Source organism: Gammaproteobacteria bacterium (assembly GCA_015709695.1).
Lineage (GTDB): Bacteria > Pseudomonadota > Gammaproteobacteria > Steroidobacterales.
On record CP054183.1, the window covers coordinates 1273286 to 1290855 of the forward strand.

Genomic DNA, 17570 nt, shown 5'->3' on the forward strand with positions numbered 1-17570 from the left:
GTTTTTTCGCTAGTATTACGGCTAATCTTGCGAGCATTGGGTGCGTAAAGGCCACGGAGCGATCTGTGGCCTTCTTCGTTTCTGGCTCGCGATGGCCACGACCCGTTGCGACGGGTCCTTCCCGGCCAGAAAGCAATGCGGGGGGCGCGAGCGCGGCGCTTTTTTAGCGTCAGATTGCAAACCTAGGTTTGCAGGGTTTGCAGTTTGCACCCGCCCCATCCAGCACACATCACGAGCCCGCCCACGGTTTCCCGTCGGCGGGTTTTCTTTTTCGAGGAACAGATTCTGAACACGCTCAACGTCGAGTACCGCAAGGTCGAGGCGCTGATCCCCTATGCCCGCAATCCGCGCACGCACACCGACGAGCAGGTAGCCAAGATCGCCGCCAGCATCGTCGAGTACGGCTGGACGAACCCGGTTCTAGTGGATGGCGACAACGGCATCATCGCTGGCCACGGCCGCATGGCTGCCGCGCGCAAGCTCGGACTCGATGAAGTGCCGGTGATTGAACTCGCTCACCTGTCACCATCACAGAAGCGCGCCTACGTCATCTCCGACAACCGGCTGGCGCTCGATGCGGGCTGGAACGAGGAACTGCTTGCGCTGGAGTTGGCTGAGCTGTCCGACGCCGGGTACGACCTCACGCTGACCGGTTTTGAGGATGCTGAGATCGCAGCACTGCTCGCAGACGATGCGAGAGCCGAAGAAGTCGCCCGAGAACAAGGCGCCGATGAACCGGACGCCGCAGACGACGTGCCGGATGCACCTGTGTTGCCGGTGTCCCGCACCGGCGATGTCTGGGCAATCGGCACGCATCGCCTGATCTGTGGCGACGCCACCGACCCGATCGTGGTCGCTACGCTGATGCAAGGCGACGCGGCGCGCCTGTGCTTCACCTCGCCGCCCTATGGCAATCAGCGCGACTACACCTCCGGCGGCATCGTGGATTGGGATGGCCTGATGCGCGGTGTGTTCGGCAATGTGCCGATGGCCAACGATGGGCAGGTGCTGGTCAACCTCGGGCTGATCCACCGCGACAACGAAGTCATCCCGTATTGGGACGCGTGGCTCGGCTGGATGCGTGCACAAGGCTGGCGGCGCTTCGCGTGGTACGTGTGGGATCAGGGGCCGGGCATGCCTGGCGACTGGGCCGGGCGCTTCGCCCCGAGCTTCGAGTTCGTCTTCCACTTCAACCGGCAGAGCCGCAAGCCCAACAAGATCGTGCCCTGCAAGCACGCAGGCCAGGAGTCGCACCTGCGCGCCGATGGCTCATCCACGGCCATGCGCAGCAAGGACGGCGAAGTCGGCGGCTGGACGCACAAGGGGCAGCCGACGCAGAACACCCGGATTCCCGACTCGGTGATCCGCGTGATGCGCCACAAGGGCAAGATCGGTCAGGACATCGACCACCCGGCCGTGTTCCCGGTGGCGTTGCCGGCGTTCGCCATCGAGGCCTACACGGAATCGGGGGACATCGTGTTCGATCCGTTCGGTGGCAGCGGCACGACGATGCTGGCTGCCCAACGTACCGGTCGCGTATGCCGCGCCGTCGAGATCGCGCCGGAGTACGTGGATGTCGCCATCAAACGCTTCCAACAGAATCATCCTGGCGTTCCGGTCACTCTGCTGGCCACCGGCCAATCCTTCGACGAGGTCGTCACGCAACGACTGCCAACCACGGGTGCCGAGCAATGAGCGCTTCCTGGTTGGCCGACAAGATTGAGCAGTGGCCGACGGCCAAGCTGGTGCCATACGCGCGCAATGCGCGCACCCACTCAGACAATCAGGTGGCACAGATCGCCGCGTCGATCGCCGAGTTCGGATTCACCAATCCGATTCTGGCCGGCAGCGATGGCGTCATCGTCGCCGGGCACGGACGGCTCGCCGCCGCACAGAAACTCGGGCTGGACTTAGTGCCGGTGGTCGTGCTCGATCACCTGAGCCCCACGCAGCGCCGGGCCCTGGTGATCGCGGACAACCGCATCGCCGAGAACGCCGGCTGGGATGACGCGATGCTGCGCATCGAGATCGCCGCTCTGCAGGACGATGACTTCGATCTGTCGCTGACCGGCTTCGATGCCGATGCGTTGGCGGAGCTGATGGCCGGCGACGAATCGGATGGCCAAGGCCAGACCGACGATGACGCCATGCCCGAGATGCCAGAGACGCCAGTCTCGCGTCCTGGGGATGTCTGGCTGCTCGGTGGTCACCGCCTGTTGTGCGGCGACTCTACGGTCGCCGACAGCTACGACCGCCTTCTCGATGGCGCCCCGGTGGACATGGTGTTTACCGACCCGCCGTACAACGTGAACTACGCCAACAGCGCCAAGGACAAGATGCGCGGCAAGGATCGTGCGATCCTGAACGACAACTTGGGCGACGGCTTCTACGATTTCCTGCTGGCGGCACTGACGCCGACCATCGCCCACTGCCGGGGTGGAATCTACGTGGCGATGTCGTCCAGCGAACTCGACGTGCTGCAGGCAGCGTTCCGCGCCGCCGGCGGCAAGTGGTCGACCTTCATCATCTGGGCAAAGAACACCTTCACGCTGGGCCGCGCCGACTACCAGCGCCAGTACGAGCCGATCCTGTACGGATGGCCCGAGGGCGCGCAGCGTCACTGGTGCGGCGACCGCGACCAGGGGGACGTCTGGAACATCAGGAAGCCGCAGAAGAACGACCTGCATCCGACGATGAAGCCAGTGGAGTTGGTTGAGCGAGCGATCCGCAATTCGAGCCGCCCCGGCAACGTGGTGCTCGACCCGTTCGGGGGCTCCGGCACAACGCTGATCGCCGCCGAGAAGTCCGGGCGACTGGCGCGGTTAATCGAACTCGACCCCAAGTACGTCGATGTGATCGTGCGCCGCTGGCAGGGCTGGACCGGAAAGCAGGCCACCCGTGAGTCGGATGGCGCGTTGTTCGATGATCAGACGACGAGCGATTCCTCGACGATCTCGCAGTGAATCACAAAACCCGTCAGGTAAGGCATGCCGCGCGGGATGCCGTAGTCCTTGCTGGTCTGGCGGCCAATCGTCCAGCCCATCCAGCGCTGGGTGGCGGCGTTGATCGCATCCTGCAAGACCTGGCCTTGGTACAACCCGTTCTGGACGTCGTCGGCAAAGTGGCGACCGTGGCGGCTGTCGAGGAAGGTCCGCACCGACTCAAGCGGCTGGTGTGTGGCGTCCGAGACGGCGGTCATCGCCAAGGGCCACGCGGCGCTGGCGTGCTCGTTCATCGTGCCCCAAAAGCCCCAGTCTTGGTTCTGGGTGGCAGGGATCTGGTTGGTGGTTTTCATGGTTTAGCTCCTTGGTGCGGATCGTTGCGACACCTGTAGTAACGCGCTGTTCGATTGAGAAGCCAAGCGGGTCTTGGCCTCTTTCTCGATCTTTCTGATCATGCGATCCGGTAGATCCGCTCCCCGCCCCGGGGCTTGTCCGAGACGATGGTCAAACCCAGCTTTTTCTTGAAGGCGCCGGCAAAAGTGCCGCGCACGGTGTGCGCCTGCCATCCGGTCGCATTGCAGATCTGAGCAATGGTGGCGCCCTCGGGGCGCTGCAGCATCCGGATTACTTCGGCCTGCTTGCTGTTCTCGCGCATGCGCGGCTTGGTCGGTTCGGTGCTGGCGTCCTTGGCCCACGTGGCCTCGGCTGCCGTCACTGCAGCCTCGATCTCGGGGTCTGCCAGCGGGGACGAAGGCGCAGGCCGGGCGCGCCCCATCGCGTCGTAGCCCTCGGCGGCGACAAACCAGTCGCTGCCATCAGTGGTAATTAGTGCGCGATTGAACAGGCCGTCGAGCACCTTTTTGCGTGCGCCGCCTTTGATGTTGTCGGGGAACCAGTCGATCTTGCCGCCGGCGTGCTCTAGTGCGTAGGCCAAGATCGCGTGCTGGGCCGGGGTCAAATGGGTAGTGGTCATTTCCTGCTCCTTCGGGGTGGTTGATCGAGTGACGTGATAAACGCGCTGTTCGCCAGGGAAGCCAAGCGCTTTCTGCTTGGTTTTGCAGGGGCGGAATCAGCTGTTGGCGTTGTCCGACTTCTTAGCCTTGCGGGCCTGCTCGACACCGGCGTTGAAGGCGGCTTCGAGGGCGTCACGCAGGCACCAGACCGCGACGTCGTGGAAGTCCAGCCTGTCTGACCGGCGTGCTTCCAGGGTTTCGATGCGGAGGTGTTGTTGGGCGATCTGCGTCAGGAGTTGATCGAGCTGGTTCATTTCCGTGTCCTTCGATGTGGTTGATGACGAACGTATGAACGCGCTGTTCCAGATGGAAGCCAAGCTCAATCCCGAGGAATAACGATCAAATGATTGAAGGGGCCACCGGTTCTCACCATGGGCATTTCGATACGCGCTTACGCCCGGCACCGTGGCGTGACCGACACCGCTGTTCATAAGGCCATTCGCGCCGGGCGCATCACGCCGGAGGCTGACGGAACCATCGATGCCGACCGGGCGGATCGCGAGTGGGCGCGCAACTCCGATGTGCCCAAGGCAGGTACCCGCGCCAAGGCGGCCAAAGTGGTCGTGCCGGACGCCAGTACACCGCCGAACGATGGACCTGCCGCCTTACCCACTGGTGGCACGTCGTTGCTCCAAGCCCGCACGGTCAACGAAGTGGTCAAGGCGCAAACCAACAAGGTGCGACTGGCCCGCCTGAAAGGTGAACTGGTCGATCGCCCACAGGCCATCGCGCATGTGTTCAAGCTGGCGCGATCCGAGCGCGATGCCTGGCTCAACTGGCCCGCGCGCATTTCGGCGCAGATGGCTGCCAGGCTCGATGTCGATCCGCATGCCATGCACGTGGCACTGGAAGCCGCAGTGCGCGAGCACCTGCAAGAGCTGGGCGAATTGCGTCCTCGGGTGGACTGATGCTGGACGTGGATTACGAAGGCGCGGCGGAAATCGAGCGCGCCTGGCGAGAAGGACTGACGCCAGACCCACTGCTGACCGTATCCGAATGGTCGGATCGGCACCGGATGCTTTCCAGCAAAGCGTCCGCCGAACCGGGCCGCTGGCGGACCAGTCGCACGCCGTACCTGAAGGTGATCATGGACTGCCTGTCGCCGACATCCCCGGTCGAGCGCGTTGTGTTCATGAAGGCTGCTCAGCTCGGCGCGACCGAGATGGGATCGAACTGGATCGGCTACGTCATCCACCACGCGCCCGGCCCGATGATGGCGGTCTGGCCGACAGTCGAGATGGCCAAGCGCAACTCCAAGCAGCGGATCGATCCCCTGATCGAGGAGTCGGGCGTTCTTGCAGAGCTAATCGCACCGGCCAGGAGCCGGGACTCGGGCAACACCATTCTCGCGAAGGAGTTCCGGGGCGGCGTCCTGGTGATGACGGGCGCCAACAGCGCAGTCGGACTGCGGTCGATGCCAGTGCGTTACCTGTTCCTCGACGAGGTGGACGGCTATCCGCTTGACGTTGAGGGTGAAGGCGACGCGATTTCACTGGCCGAAGCGCGTACCCGAACCTTCGCGCGCCGCAAGATTTTCATCGTCTCGACGCCAACAATCTCTGGCGCGAGCGCCATCGAACGGGAATATGAGGCATCCGATCAGCGCCGCTACTTTGTGCCCTGCCCACACTGCTCGCACCGGCAGTGGCTGCGCTTCGAACAACTGCGGTGGGAGAAAGGCCAGCCGGAAAGCGCCGCCTATGTTTGCGAATCCTGCGATGCGCCGATTTCCGAACACCACAAGACCTGGATGCTGGAACACGGCGAGTGGCGCGCATTGGCACCAGAGAATGGCGCCAAGACGGCTGGCTTTCACTTGTCGTCACTCTACAGCCCGGTCGGCTGGCGCAGTTGGCGCGAGATCGCCGTCGCCTGGGAACTCGCTGTGAGCAAGGAGTCGGGTTCTGCGGCGGCCATCAAGACGTTCAAGAACACCGAACTGGGTGAGACCTGGGTCGAGGAAGGCGAAGCACCGGATTGGCAACGCCTCGTCGAGCGGCGCGAGGACTACCCGGTCGGATCGATTCCTCCCGGTGGACTCCTGCTGGTGGGCGGCGCGGATGTCCAGAAGGATCGCATCGAAGCCTCGATCTGGGCCTTTGGGCGCGGCAAGGAATCATGGCTGGTCGAGCATCGCGTCTTGATGGGCGACACCGCGCGGGATGCGGTTTGGAAACAACTGGCGAATCTGCTCGCGGAAAACTGGACGCACGCGTCCGGCGCGGCGATGCCGCTGGCACGGTTCGCCTTAGACACTGGGTTTGCCACCCAAGAGGCCTATACCTTCGTGCGGGCCAGTCGCGACCCGCGCGTCATGGCCATCAAAGGTGTCGCGCGCGGCGCGGCACTGATCGGGACCCCCACCGCCGTGGATATTTCCAAAGGCGGCAAGAAGCTGCGCCGAGGTATCAAGGTGTTCTCGGTCGCCGTCGGCATTGCCAAGCTCGAGCTCTACAACAACCTGCGCAAATCGGCGGATGTGGCCGAGGACGGTATCACCGCGATCTATCCGGCCGGATTCATCCATCTGCCGCATGTGGACGCGGAGTTCATCCAGCAGCTCTGCGCGGAACAACTCATCACCCGACGCGACCGGAATGGCTTTCCCATCCGGGAGTGGCAAAAGATGCGCGAGCGTAACGAGGCGCTGGACTGCTACGTCTACGCCCGCGCAGCCGCTTCAGCGGCGGGACTGGATCGATTCGACGAACGTCATTGGCGCGAGCTGGAGCGACAACTGGGGATGGCAGATCCGCCTGACCCCGTGACCACCACAACGACTGACGAGGCCACCCAACGCGGTGGCCTCGCTGTTTCTGGGCCAGGTCGCCGCGCACGCCAGTTGGTGCGCAGCCGCTGGCTCTCCTGACCAACAAAGGAAATCCCATGAGTTTGCAGACCCGCATCGAAAGCCTGGTGATTCGTATCGCCCAGGAGTTCAACACGCTCAACGGCAAGACCGGCACGTTGGCGAGCCTGACCACGACCGACAAATCGAGTCTGGTGGCTGCCATCAATGAGCTTCAGTCGGCCGTTCTCAGCGGGACCGGTATCGACGACGCAAACGTGGCGCTGACCACCACCTACTCGTCGACCAAGATCGTCACGCTGCTCGACACGCTCAAAGCCGAGATCCTCGGTGGTGCCGATGCTGCCTACGACACGCTGGTAGAGATCCAGCAGTTGCTACAGGACGGCACCAGCGGCCTCGATGCGCTGCTTGCCGCTGTCAACAACCGCGTGCGCTTCGATGCCGCGCAGACGCTGACCGTCATTGAGCAGCAGCAGGCCAGATCGAACATCGGCGCGGTTGCATTGACTGCCATCGGCGATGCCGACACCGACTTCGTCGCCGTGTTCGAGGGAGCCCTGGTCTGATGTCGCTTTCCGACCGCATCGCATCTCTCGCCGCGCGCATCGGCATCGAAGTGAAGACCAAGATCGATGCATCTCATCCAGGACTTGCTCGCGCGTGGGTGAGCTTCGGCTACGTCAACGGCCAGATGGTGATGCATGGCGCTCGCAACGTGGTGAGCGTGGAACGCCTGGCGACCGGTCGTTACCGCGTCCATTTCACGCAGCCAATGCCGGATGCCGATTACTGCTGGGTTGCACTGGCCCGCAGCAGCACCGACAGCGGCACGCAGCGCATCGCAATCGCGCGTGCCAGCGCCGACCAGAAGACTGCCGAGTACGTCGATGTCTCCTGCGCCACGATGGCGACGTCGTTTGCCGACTCCACCGAGATCAACCTGGTGGTGTATCGCTGATGGCCTATACCCAGTCCCAACTCGATGCGCTCGAAGCCGCACTGGCCAAGGGCGAGCGCCGCGTGAGTTTCGGCGACAAGACCATCGAGTACCGCACCGTCGAGGAGTTGGCTACCGCCATTCGCGAAGTCAAGCGCGGCCTGTTCGAAGACGCCGTGGCCACCGGACTGTGGCCAGGTGCCCCGCGCCAGATCCGCGTCACGACCCGGAAGGCCACCTGATGAGCTGGTTCTCCAAACTTCGGCGCGGCATGTTTGGCGGCCCGTCGCCGACTTACGACGGTATCGGCGGTGGTCGACGTGCGATCGCCTGGCAGGTCGGAAATCCTGGTGCCGTTGCCGCGCTGGCCTTCACCCAGAACGAGCTCCGCGCCAAAAGCCGCGATCTGGTGCGACGCAACGCGTGGGCGGCCGCCGGCGTGGAGGCCTTCGTCGCCAACGCGATCGGCACGGGGATCAAGCCGCAGTCGATGCTTTCGGACAACGCACTGCGGGAAGCCATTCACGCCCTCTGGTGGGAGTGGTGCAGCGATGCCGATGCAGCCGGCTTGACAGACTTCTACGGCCTGCAAGCACTCGCCTGCCGGGCAATGCTGGAAGGCGGAGAGGCTCTGGTGCGGCTGCGCTATCGCCGACCCAAAGACGGTCTGGCGGTTGGTCTCCAGCTCCAGCTGCTGGAACCCGAACACTTGCCCACGACGATGAACCTGGAGCTACCTTCCGGCAACGTGGTTCGGGCCGGCATCGAGTTCGATCGGCTCGGCCGCCGCGTCGCCTACCACCTGTATCGCTCGCACCCCGGTGATGGCGCCTTGGCGCCGATGTCCGGCACGGGTGGCATGGACACCGTGCGCGTGCCTGCCTCCGAGATCATCCACCTGTTCCGTCCGCTGCGCCCTGGCCAGATCCGGGGCGAGCCGTGGTTGGCGCGGGCGCTGGTCAAACTCAATGAGCTGGATCAGTACGACGACGCCGAACTGGTGCGCAAAAAGACGGCGGCGATGTTCGCGGGCTTCATCACCCGCCTGGCGCCCGAGGACACCCTCATGGGCGAAGGGCTGGCGGACGCCAACGGCGTGTCCCTGGCAGGACTGGAACCCGGGACCATGCAGTTACTGGAACCTGGCGAGGACGTGAAATTCAGCCAACCGGCAGACGTCGGTGCCAGCTACGCCGAATTTCTGCGCATGCAGTTCCGGGCCGTCGCTGCCGCGATGGGCATCACTTACGAGATGCTCACCGGTGATCTGACGCAGGTGAACTATTCGTCAATCCGCGCCGGATTGCTGGAGTTTCGTCGCCGCTGCGAAGCGATCCAGCATGGCGTGATCGTCCACCAGCTCTGCCGCCCGATCTGGCGCGCATGGATGGAACAGGCTGCGCTCGAAGGTGCACTCGATCTGCCGGGCTTTGTCGAACGCAAGCGGGAATACCTGGCCGCGAAGTGGATTCCGCAGGGCTGGCAGTGGGTAGATCCGAAGAAGGAGTTCGACGCGATGCTCATCGCGATTCGCGCCGGACTGCTCTCACGTTCCGAAGCAATTTCCGCCTTCGGCTACGACGCTGAAGACATCGACCGCGAGATCGCGGCCGACAACCAACGTGCCGATGAGCTGGGGCTGGTCTTCGACTCCGACCCGCGCCACGACAAAGCGCCCATCGCGACGGCCGCCCCGGCTCCGGCGCAAGAACCCCAGGACAACTGACATGCAGCTCGTACACCTGGCGTCCCGTCTCTACGGGACGCCGCTTCTCATTGCGCGTTCGAAACTGGACGTGATCCTGTCCGTCCTCGGCCCGCGCATCGGATTGCCCGAGATCGATGCTGCCGTCCCGCTTCCCACTTCGAAACCGGGCACTTCGGTCGGGCAGCCCGGCATCGCGATCATTCCCGTGCACGGCACCCTGGTACGACGGGCGATGGGACTGGAGGCGGCGTCTGGCCTGACCTCCTATGGGGAGATCGCGGCACGCCTCGACGCCGCGCTGGCGGACCCACAGGTCAGCGGCATCCTGCTCGACCTAGATTCGCCCGGCGGCGAAGCGGGTGGCGTGTTTGAGCTGGCCGAGCGGATTCGCGCCGCCAACGACATCAAGCCGGTCTGGGCGCATGCCAATGACTCCGCGTACTCGGCGGCTTACGCGATTGCCGCCGCCGCATCACGCCTGACCCTGTCCCAAACCGCCGGGGTGGGGTCCATCGGTGTTATTGCGCTGCACGTCGATCAGTCGGTCAAGGATGCCAAGGACGGCATCGACTTCACCGCAATCTACGCCGGCCACCACAAAAACGACTTTTCTCCCCACGCGCCGCTGTCGCCACAGGCGGCTTCCACCCTGCAGGCGGAAGTGGATCGGCTCTACGGAATCTTCGTCAGCCAGGTCGCGCAAATGCGAGCTCTGGACAGCGATGCCGTGCGGGCGACCGAAGCCAGCCTGCTCTTCGGCGAGGCTGCTGTGACGGCAGGCCTGGCTGACGCGGTGATGAGTTTCGATCAGGTCCTGATCGAGTTCTCCAACGCACTGGATGCGCAACGCCGGCTGGCGACACCCAGTACGGGCGCCGCGAAACGCGGCCCGCTCGCCCGTGCCTCGCCTGCTTCACGGAACGCACGCCCGCAGATTTCCAGCCAACAACAGTCTCATTTGGAGAAAACCATGACCGATCACGAACAGCAGCCCCCTCTGGACGAATCCGAGCCGGAGGCCACGCCAGACCCGGCAGACACCCCAGCGCAAGAACCCACCACCCCGCCCGTGTCTGCATCGCTCGTCGGTGCGCACGCCAACGGCCGGATCGAGGCACAAGCCATTGCCGAGATCTGCCTGATCGCAGGCACGCCACAGCGCACGGCGGAATTCCTCGCATCCGGGATGAACGAGGCCCAAGTCCGCCGCGCACTGCTCGAGGCTCGCGCTGAACAGCCAGAGATTACCTCGCGCATCACCGCCGATGCGGGAACCACCGTGCGGCCGGAGAGCAGCCCGGTCGTTGCCGCCGTCAAGAAACTCGCCACGAAGGAGTAAGCCATGTCTGCCATTCAGGAAACCAACAACCTCGGTGATCTCCTCAAGTACGAGGCGCCGAATCTCTATTCACGCGACCTGGCCTCGGTCGCTGCCGGTCAAAACCTGCAGCTCGGCGCCATCGTCGGCCGCGACAGTACGACCGGCAAGCTGAAAGCGCTCGACCCGGCCGCCACCGATGGCACTGAGAACGCGGTCGGCGTGCTCGCCGCTGACGTGGACGCGACCCTGATCGACCGGGAAGACGCGCTGCTGATCTCCCGCCACGCCATCGTCGCCAGCCATGCCCTGGTGTGGCCGGTCGCCATCACCCCTACCGAGAAGGCCACTGCGATCGCTCAGATCGAAGCGCGTGGCGTCCTCGTCCGAACCGCCGCCTGATTTAGGAGACAACCATGCAGAACCCTTTTACCAATCCCGCGTTCTCGATGGCAGCGCTCACAGCGGCCATCAACATTCTCCCCAACCGGTACGGCCGAATCGAGGATCTGGGCCTGATGCCGGCCAAGCCCGTGCGCCAGCGACAAGTCATCGTCGAGGAGATGAACGGCGTACTGAACCTGCTGCCGACCTTGCCGCCGGGCGCCCCGGGCACGGTCGGTGTGCGCGGTAAGCGCACCTTGCGTTCGTTCGTGATCCCCCACATCCCGCATGACGACGTCGTCCTGCCGGAAGAGGTTCAGGGCATCCGCGCTTTTGGTTCCGAGACTGAAACGGAAGCCGTCGCGGGCGTCATCGCGCGCCATCTGGAGACGATGCGCAACAAGCACGCGATCACGCTGGAGCACCTGCGCATGGGCGCGCTCAAGGGCGTCATCCTGGATGCCGATGGCTCCGTGCTGTATGACCTGTTCGACGAGTTCGACATCACGCCGCAGACCATCGCCTACGACCTCGGCAATGCCGGCACCAATGTGAAGGCGAAATGCCTCGCGACCCTGGCCGCGATCGAGGACAACCTCAAGGGCGAATTCATGACCGGTGTGCACTGCCTGTGCTCGCCCGAGTTCTTCGCCGCCCTGACCGGTCATGCCAAGGTCGAGAAAGCGTTCGAGAACTGGCAGCAGGGCGCCATCCTGATCAACGACGTGCGCCGGGGCTTCACCTACGCCGGCATCACCTTCGAGGAGTATCGCGGGCAGGCAACCGATCCCACCGGCACCACCCGTCGCTTTATCGCGGCTGGCGAGGCCCATGCCTTCCCGCTGGGTACGGTGGATACCTTCGGCACCTACTTCGCGCCGGCTGACTTCAACGAGACGGTCAACACCATCGGGCAGACGCTCTATGCCAAGCAGGAGCCGCGCAAGTTCGATCGTGGCACCGACCTGCATACCCAATCGAATCCGCTGCCCATGTGCCACCGCCCGGGTGTGCTCGTGAAGCTGACGGTGTGATGGTGCGCATCGAGGACTTCTATGAGGCCGCTAGCCGGTCTGGCTTGCTGGTGGATGCGGAAATCGATGGCCACACCATCGCTGTCGATTTCCGCTCTCCGGACGAGAGCGTCCTCGACGGGCTCGCCCTGTCTGCCGACTACACGATCCGCTTTCCAGCCTCGGTGCTGCCTGCCCTGGCAGCGGGTAACACCGTGTCCATCGCTGGCAACACGTATCGCGTCCGCGATATCCGCAGCATCGGCGACGGCAGCGAACGGCGCGCTTCACTCTCTCGACTCTGAGGACCCCCACTCATGAACTCCATCCGCGAGCGCATCTTGCGGGAGGTCGTCGCGCGCCTCACTGCCGGGGTGGCGCCCACGCCGGTGCTGCGCTTTCCGACCGTGCCGGTGACGCGGGAGGCCAGCCCAGCGCTGCTGCTATTTGCCGAAGGCGACAGCATCAGCGCGCATGCCAACAACCTCGTCGACCGGCTGCTGATGGTGCGTTTGGTAGCCGTGGCTCGTGGGGACGATGCCTTCGATCAAGCCGATCTGGCCGTCGTCGCCGCCCACGCAGCCCTGATGAGCGACACCAACCTTGGCGGTCTGGCACTGGCCCTGCGCGAGGTGGATTGCGAGTGGGACCCGGAGGACGCCGACGCCGGAGCCGTGGCGCTGCCTGCTCGCTACGAGATCCGCTACCGCACCCACGCACTTGATCTGACCCGACCTGGATAGCCCGACATGAACATCGAACTACTGAAACCCCATACCCATGCCGGCGTTAGCTTCGCGCCGGGCGATCTGCTCGTCCTCGACGAGGCCGCTGCACGCTGGCTGATCGATGCCGGCGTCGCCAAAGCCACCGACAGCATCGATGAGCCGATCGGCACACCTCAACCCACTGCACGCAAGGGAGACTGACCATGCCTTACTTTTCTGGACAAGGGCGCGTTTACATCGGCGCCCGCGACATCACCGGCAAGCCCCAGGGTTTGAACTACGTGGGCAATGTGCCCGAGCTAAAAGTCTCTCTCTCGGTGGAAACCTTGGAACACCAGGAGTCCACCAGCGGCCAGCGCCTGACCGACCTGCAGCTGATCAAGACCAAGAAGGGTGAGTTCGCCTGCACGCTGGAAGAGCTGATCGCGGTCAACCTGGGCTTGGCGCTGTACGGCACGACCACCGACCAGGTCAGCGGTACGGTGACCGCCGAGGTGCTGCCTAACCCCGTCACCCTGGGTAGTCTCTACCTGCTGGCCAAGCAGAACGTCTCGACCGTGGTGGTCAAGGATTCCACCGCCACCCCCAAGACGCTGCCGGCAGGCCAGTACACCCTCAACGCCAAGCATGGTTCGCTGGCGATCAACGACAAGACCACCGGCGGCCCCTACGTGGAGCCGTTCAAGGTGGACTACGCCTACGGCGCGGCCCAGAGCACGGCGATGTTCACCCAACCGCTGCCCGAGCGCTGGGTGCGCTTCGAGGGACTGAACACGGCTGACGGCAACCGCGAAGTCGTGATCGATCTCTACCGCGTGGCAATCAATCCGGCCAAGGAGCTCTCGGTCATCACCGACGAACTGCTCAAGTTCGAGCTGTCGGGCCAGGTGCTGGCCGACACTCTGAAGCCTGCCGCCGGCGATCTTGGCCAGTTCGGCCGCATCGTGCTGCTGTGAGGTGAGTGATGAACGACTTCGACGCGTTTCCACCCACCCCGCTGACCTTGGAAATCGCGGAGATCGTGCTGGCGATCACGCCTATTCGCATCGGCGAGATCCCGGCGCTGCTCGCTGCGGTTCGGCCCTTCGCGCACCGATTGGTCGACGGGGATCCGGACTGGCTGGCGCTGCTGGCGGACCACGGCGACGCACTGATCACGGCAATCGCCGTGGCCTCACGCCGTCCCCAGGAGTGGGTCTCAGGGCTGGCGATGGACGACGCCATCCGACTGGCCACCGCCTTGTTTGAGGTGAATGCGGATTTTTTCGTGCAGCGGGTGGTGCCGACGATCCAGCACGCCGCCGCCCGGATCAATGCACAAATGAGCGGTCCCTTGGCTGGGCTCACGCCATCCACCGTTTGATCCATGCCGGACACCGGCTGCCGGATGTCCTGGACTACACGCTCGCGCAGATGACTGCGTTTCTCGATGCCGAAGCGCGTCGTGACCGTGAGCACGCCAGTCTGCTTCTTGGGGTGACGGCGGTGGCCAGCCAAGGCGACAAGCGATCCATCGAACGGCTACAGCGGGAGCTCGATCGTGAAGATTGATCTGACCGCCTCAGGACTGTTCGATGCTCGGCAATTCAATGCCTGGTCCACCGAGCGCCGCGATGCCATCCGGTCGGCGCTCAAGCGCGGTATGCAATCCGGTGGCCGCGAAGTACGCGACGCGGCACGCACACAGATGCGCGGTGCGTTCAACGTCAAGCGCAACAGCTTCGTCTCCTCGATGCAGGCCAAGGTGCTGGACAAGAAGACCGATCGCCTGCCGGCCTTGCTGGTGGGCAGCAAGATCCCCTGGCTGGGTTTGCACGAAAAAGGCGGCACGGTCTCCGGCAATCTGCTGATCCCGCTGCTTCCTGGACGGATCGGGCCTAAGCGCTTCAAGGCAGTGGTCGATGGCTTGCTGCGATCAGGCAACGCGTTCTTCGTCGAGAAGAACGGCAAGGTCATCTTGATGGCCGAGAACATCCGCGAGAACGCCTCCCAACTCACCCGCTTCAAGCGGGCCGAGCGCGCTCGCACTGGCGCCAAACAGATCAAACGCGGCCAGGAGATTCCGATCGCCGTGCTGGTCAAGTCCGTCTCACTCAAGCGGCGGCTGGACCTGACCGGCGCTGTCCAGCGGTCCCTGCCGCGTTTGGCAGGCGCAATTCAGAAAGAACTGGCGAAATCCTGATGGCAAACAACCGCGCACAACTGCTGATCACTGCCGTCGACCAGACCCGTGGCGCCTTCGATTCCATCAAGCGCAATCTGGGTGACCTGGGCAACGCGGCGCGATCCATCAATGGATTGCTCGGCACGCTCGGCCTTGCCGTATCGGCGGCCGGTCTCGGCGCGATGGTCAAGGCCTCGCTCGACTCGGCGGACTCGCTGTCCAAGCTGTCGCAGCGGGTCGGGATCACTGTCGAGTCGCTTTCCACCCTGATCCCAGTCGCGGATCTCGCCGGCGTCTCGGGAGAAAAGTTCGAAGGTGGCTTGCGCAAGCTCGCCACCCGCATGCTGGATGCGGCCACCGGATCGGACGAGGCAGCGCGAGGATTCGCTGCGGTCGGCGTCTCCATTCAGAACCAGGACGGAACATTGCGCGCGACGGATCAGGTCCTGCTCGACCTGACCGACCGCTTCAAGGCAATGCCCGATGGTGCCCAGAAGACCGCGCTCGCGGTGGATCTCTTCGGCAAATCGGGCGCCGACCTCATCCCGTTCCTCAACCAAGGGCGTGATGGCGTCGAGGCGCTGACGACGGAGCTGCAAGCCCTGGGCGTGCAGATTGGTGGCGACACCGCTGCACAGGCCGAGGTGTTCAACGACTCGCTCGCCAAGGTGCGACTGGCGATCACCAGCATCGGCAACCGAGTGATCGAAGCATTCCTGCCGGCCATGAACGACATGGCCAACGGGATGGTGGAGTCGGCGAAACAAGGTGGCTCGCTGCGCGCCATCCTGGACGGCGTGGTGCTGGTGCTCAAAACCCTGGCGCTGGGTGCCGCCACCGTAGGCAAGGCATTCGTGGCGCTGGGTGAAGCCATCGGGGCAGGCATGGCAGCCGCCGTCGAAGCCTTGTCCGGCAATGTGTCCGGCGCGAAAGCCATCATCACGGAACTCAAGGGCAGTCTGGTCCAGCGGCTGGACGAACTCGCCGAATTCCGCGACAGCCTCTTCGACCCGAAGCCGGTCGAGGTGCGGGCACCGGCGATCGTTGCGGACCCCAGTCTGATCGATCGTCTGCGCACACCAGGACGGTCCACCGGGGACAACGGGGCGGCACGACTGGCACTGGCCAAGGCACAGGCCGATGCCGAGCTCAAGTTGCTCAAGGACGTGCTGGACCGGCAGTCGCGCAGCCTGGACGAGGCGCTCGACGGGCGGCTGATCTCGCTGGCGGACTACTACGCCGCCAAAACCGCCCTGGAAACGCGCGAGATCGACGCCGAGATCGCACGCACGCAGACCTTGCTGGCCGAGCAGAAGCGCATCGCGGCGTCCGGTGCTGACGAAGGCGCACGGATCAAGGCCCGTGCCGAGGTGGCCAAGATCGAGGCCGACCTCATCGTGCTCAACAACAAGCGGGCCGATGTCGAGGTCGCCAATGCGCGCAAGGCCGCCGACGCCGAGCGTTCCTTGCGTGATGAACTGGCCCGCGTTCGGGAGGAGTTGCTCGATCTCACCGGTGCTGCAACCGGTCAGGACCGTCGTGCTGCGGTCGAGCGCCAGTACCAGTCACTCATCGAGCGCCTCCGAGCCGAGGGCGACACCGAGGGTGTGGCCACTGTCGCGGGCCTGATCGACGTGAAGGTTGCGGCAGCGGATCTGGCCACCTATGAACGCCAGTTCAATGACGCGCTCAGCCGCATGCGGGCCACCGAGGAATCCATCAATCTGCAGCGCCAATCGGGCCTGCTGACCGAGTCGCAGGCACGCGCACAGATCCTGGCCCTGCACCGGGAAACCGGGGCGACCCTGGAATCTCTGCTGCCCCAGCTCGAGGCCAGCGCTACGGCGATCGGTCCTGACGCTTTGGCGCGCGTGCAGGCATGGAAGAACGAGATTGCCCAGGTCAAGCTGGTGGTGGACGACGTGGCTGTGGCCATCGACGGCGCGGTCCAGGATGGGTTCGCCCAGATGTTCGAGGCCATCGGCAGCGGCGCCAAGTCTGCCAAGGACGCTTTCGCCGATTTCGCGAGGTCCGTGCTGGCGGCGATCAACCGCATTGCCTCGCAGAAGCTCGCCGAATCGCTATTCGGGAGTTTGTTCGGGGGCGGTGGGACGGGCGGCACGGGAGGCTTCGGCGCGCTGGTTTCATCCTTCTTCAAGGGATTTGCGACGGGCGGCTACGTGACCGGTCCGGGCACATCTACGAGCGACTCGATCCCGGCACGCCTGTCCGCCGGCGAGTACGTGGTCAATGCCGCAGCCGTGAAGCGTGTCGGCGTGGCCTTTCTGCAGTCGATCAACGGCATCTCAGCCGGACCGAGAGTGTCAGGCCCGACGCTGGCATTTGCCGCCGGCGGTCTGGTGCCCGAAGCAGCCCAGGCGCAGGCCCCGGGCCAGTCAGTGCGCATCGTCAATGTCATCGACCCAGCGATGGCCGCCGATTACCTGAACTCCTCCTCAGGCGAAAAAACCATCCTCAACATCCTGCAGCGCAACGCCGGCGCCGTGCGACAGGTATTGAGCTGACCGATACACCGAATCCAGCAAGGACC

General features: G+C 64.3%; 22 protein-coding genes. 19 read left to right on the forward strand and 3 right to left on the reverse strand.

Going from position 1 to position 17570, the window contains the following annotated elements; translation table 11 throughout:
- The first annotated feature begins 285 nt into the window (after nucleotides 1-285).
- Nucleotides 286-1695, forward strand: coding sequence for a site-specific DNA-methyltransferase (locus tag HRU81_05975; protein QOJ33305.1), 1410 nt, complete (start codon nucleotides 286-288; stop codon nucleotides 1693-1695).
- Nucleotides 1692-2963, forward strand: coding sequence for a site-specific DNA-methyltransferase (locus tag HRU81_05980; protein ID QOJ31680.1), 1272 nt, complete (start codon nucleotides 1692-1694; stop codon nucleotides 2961-2963). The genes HRU81_05975 and HRU81_05980 overlap by 4 nt, the downstream gene beginning before the upstream one ends.
- Here the strand turns inward: HRU81_05980 and HRU81_05985 are convergent.
- The 3 genes from HRU81_05985 to HRU81_05995 form a co-directional block, all read right to left on the reverse strand.
- Nucleotides 2927-3295: a hypothetical protein gene (locus HRU81_05985; protein QOJ31681.1), complete on the reverse strand. Its 369-nt coding sequence runs from the start codon at nucleotides 3293-3295 to the stop codon at nucleotides 2927-2929. The genes HRU81_05980 and HRU81_05985 overlap by 37 nt on opposite strands.
- Nucleotides 3296-3393: 98 nt before the next feature.
- Entirely contained in the window at nucleotides 3394-3915 is a 522-nt protein-coding gene (locus HRU81_05990) for a DUF3489 domain-containing protein (GenBank protein QOJ31682.1), read from the reverse strand.
- Nucleotides 3916-4011: 96 nt separating this feature from the next.
- A complete protein-coding gene (locus HRU81_05995) occupies nucleotides 4012-4209 on the reverse strand; it encodes a hypothetical protein (protein QOJ31683.1) in 198 nt (65 codons plus the stop codon).
- 117 nt (nucleotides 4210-4326) lie between these two features.
- On the opposite strand from HRU81_05995, the gene HRU81_06000 reads away from it, so the two are divergent.
- The 17 genes from HRU81_06000 to HRU81_06080 are packed head-to-tail and all read left to right on the forward strand — an operon-like array spanning nucleotide 4327 to nucleotide 17544.
- Nucleotides 4327-4863, forward strand: coding sequence for an elements of external origin (locus HRU81_06000; GenBank protein ID QOJ31684.1), 537 nt, complete (start codon nucleotides 4327-4329; stop codon nucleotides 4861-4863).
- A gap of 2 nt (nucleotides 4864-4865) precedes the next feature.
- On the forward strand, nucleotides 4866-6824 hold the full coding sequence (locus HRU81_06005) for a phage terminase large subunit family protein (protein QOJ33306.1): 1959 nt from the start codon (nucleotides 4866-4868) through the stop codon (nucleotides 6822-6824).
- Between the two features lie 17 nt (nucleotides 6825-6841).
- A complete protein-coding gene (locus tag HRU81_06010; protein ID QOJ31685.1) occupies nucleotides 6842-7333 on the forward strand; it encodes a hypothetical protein in 492 nt (163 codons plus the stop codon).
- Entirely contained in the window at nucleotides 7333-7725 is a 393-nt protein-coding gene (locus HRU81_06015; protein QOJ31686.1) for a hypothetical protein, read from the forward strand. The genes HRU81_06010 and HRU81_06015 overlap by 1 nt, the downstream gene beginning before the upstream one ends.
- Complete coding sequence (locus tag HRU81_06020; GenBank protein ID QOJ31687.1) at nucleotides 7725-7946, forward strand: hypothetical protein; 222 nt, start codon at nucleotides 7725-7727, stop codon at nucleotides 7944-7946. The genes HRU81_06015 and HRU81_06020 overlap by 1 nt, the downstream gene beginning before the upstream one ends.
- A complete protein-coding gene (locus tag HRU81_06025) occupies nucleotides 7946-9430 on the forward strand; it encodes a phage portal protein (protein ID QOJ31688.1) in 1485 nt (494 codons plus the stop codon). Before HRU81_06020 ends, HRU81_06025 begins: the two co-directional genes overlap by 1 nt.
- 1 nt (nucleotide 9431) lies before the next feature.
- A complete protein-coding gene (locus tag HRU81_06030) occupies nucleotides 9432-10751 on the forward strand; it encodes a S49 family peptidase (GenBank protein ID QOJ31689.1) in 1320 nt (439 codons plus the stop codon).
- Between the two features lie 3 nt (nucleotides 10752-10754).
- Nucleotides 10755-11132, forward strand: coding sequence for a head decoration protein (locus HRU81_06035; protein QOJ31690.1), 378 nt, complete (start codon nucleotides 10755-10757; stop codon nucleotides 11130-11132).
- Between the two features lie 14 nt (nucleotides 11133-11146).
- Nucleotides 11147-12148, forward strand: a complete 1002-nt coding sequence (locus HRU81_06040; GenBank protein ID QOJ31691.1) for a major capsid protein — start codon at nucleotides 11147-11149, stop codon at nucleotides 12146-12148.
- On the forward strand, nucleotides 12148-12432 hold the full coding sequence (locus tag HRU81_06045) for a hypothetical protein (GenBank protein ID QOJ31692.1): 285 nt from the start codon (nucleotides 12148-12150) through the stop codon (nucleotides 12430-12432). Before HRU81_06040 ends, HRU81_06045 begins: the two co-directional genes overlap by 1 nt.
- A 12-nt stretch (nucleotides 12433-12444) precedes the next feature.
- A complete protein-coding gene (locus tag HRU81_06050) occupies nucleotides 12445-12870 on the forward strand; it encodes a hypothetical protein (GenBank protein QOJ31693.1) in 426 nt (141 codons plus the stop codon).
- A 6-nt stretch (nucleotides 12871-12876) separates the two neighbouring features.
- Nucleotides 12877-13056, forward strand: a complete 180-nt coding sequence (locus HRU81_06055; GenBank protein QOJ31694.1) for a hypothetical protein — start codon at nucleotides 12877-12879, stop codon at nucleotides 13054-13056.
- A gap of 2 nt (nucleotides 13057-13058) precedes the next feature.
- Nucleotides 13059-13811 (forward strand): hypothetical protein, encoded by a 753-nt coding sequence (locus tag HRU81_06060; GenBank protein QOJ31695.1) that lies wholly within the window; start codon nucleotides 13059-13061, stop codon nucleotides 13809-13811.
- An 8-nt stretch (nucleotides 13812-13819) separates the two neighbouring features.
- A complete protein-coding gene (locus tag HRU81_06065) occupies nucleotides 13820-14218 on the forward strand; it encodes a hypothetical protein (protein ID QOJ31696.1) in 399 nt (132 codons plus the stop codon).
- The gene (locus HRU81_06070) at nucleotides 14215-14406 is read left to right on the forward strand and encodes a hypothetical protein (GenBank protein QOJ31697.1); all 192 of its coding nucleotides are present in this window, start codon (nucleotides 14215-14217) and stop codon (nucleotides 14404-14406) included. The genes HRU81_06065 and HRU81_06070 overlap by 4 nt, the downstream gene beginning before the upstream one ends.
- On the forward strand, nucleotides 14396-15037 hold the full coding sequence (locus HRU81_06075) for a hypothetical protein (protein ID QOJ31698.1): 642 nt from the start codon (nucleotides 14396-14398) through the stop codon (nucleotides 15035-15037). Before HRU81_06070 ends, HRU81_06075 begins: the two co-directional genes overlap by 11 nt.
- A complete protein-coding gene (locus HRU81_06080; protein QOJ31699.1) occupies nucleotides 15037-17544 on the forward strand; it encodes a phage tail protein in 2508 nt (835 codons plus the stop codon). The genes HRU81_06075 and HRU81_06080 overlap by 1 nt, the downstream gene beginning before the upstream one ends.
- The last annotated feature ends 26 nt before the right edge of the window (nucleotides 17545-17570 follow it).